This is a genomic window from Dapis hubbardiae BLCC-M172, from assembly GCF_050016015.1.
Taxonomy (GTDB): Bacteria; Cyanobacteriota; Cyanobacteriia; order Cyanobacteriales; family Microcoleaceae; genus Trichodesmium.
The window spans coordinates 3463-4608 of the sequence record NZ_JBNHEQ010000078.1; the positions used below are offsets into that span (position 1 = coordinate 3463).

Below are 1146 nucleotides of genomic sequence, written 5' to 3' on the forward strand. Positions count from 1 at the left end.
CGTCGGAAAATTCAAATTTAGAATCTACAACAGATTTAATTTCAGAAAGGAATAATTTTGACAAGCAAGATGCTGCTGTTACACCTTTGTCAGAAACTGAAGCCAAACAAGAGTTAATAACAGAAAATTCTTCGTCGGAAAATTCAAATTTAGAATCTACAACAGATTTAATTTCAGAAAGGAATAAATTTGACAAGCAAGATGCTGCTGTTACATCCTTATTATTAAAAATTCACCTTAAATATCAAGGTAGTGACTCAACATTAATCATAGACTTTGCCGAAAATATCTCAACAATAAAAGCCGAATTTGAAACAGCTCATCAACAGAGATATGGATTTATCATGGCAGAAAAATCCTTAATAGTTGAAGCAGTTTCCCTAGAACTTATTCAGCAAATGGAAACCCCAGAAGAAATAGAAAAATTTCCCACTAAAAAATCTCCTATAACTCCAACTGCAATAACACAAATATATACAGCCGGAAAATGGCATGATACTCCTATTTATCTCCGAGAAAATTTACAACCAGGAGACAAAATTAATAGTCCTGCCTTAATAATTGAAAAAACCGGAACCAATATTATCGAACCTGGTTGGCAAACAGAACTAACTACCAAAAATCACCTGATTTTAACGAAAACTAAAACTACAGAAAAATCCGTAGAGATAACCAGTAAGTCTCAAGACAAAAATCCAACTTCAGCAGACCCCGTAATGCTAGAAATATTTAATAACCTATTTCGAGCGATCGCCGAACAAATGGGAATTACATTACAAAATACTAGCTCTTCAGTAAATATCAAAGAAAGACTAGATTTTTCCTGCGCTATTTTCGATAAAGATGGTGAATTAGTTGCCAATGCTCCTCATATTCCCGTACATTTAGGTTCCATGAGTGAAAGTGTTAATGCCTTAATTTCTGACAAAGGCGACACACTCAAACCAGGAGATGTTTATGTTTTAAATAATCCTTACAATGGCGGTACTCATCTGCCAGACATAACAGTTATTACTCCTGTATTTTCAAATCTACAAAAACCAAAAGATGCTTCTGTTATTGGGAAGCAGGATGTGGAAAATAGGAAAAATAATATTTTTCCCGAACCTAACTTCCCTTCAGAAACCTTATCCGAGACAAATATCC

1 protein-coding gene is annotated in these 1146 nt (G+C 34.1%); it reads left to right on the forward strand.

Annotated elements, in window-relative coordinates:
* Window positions 1–1146 (forward strand): hydantoinase B/oxoprolinase family protein (locus tag ACP6PK_RS08040; RefSeq protein WP_426559165.1); only part of this gene is annotated, 1146 nt, incomplete at both ends.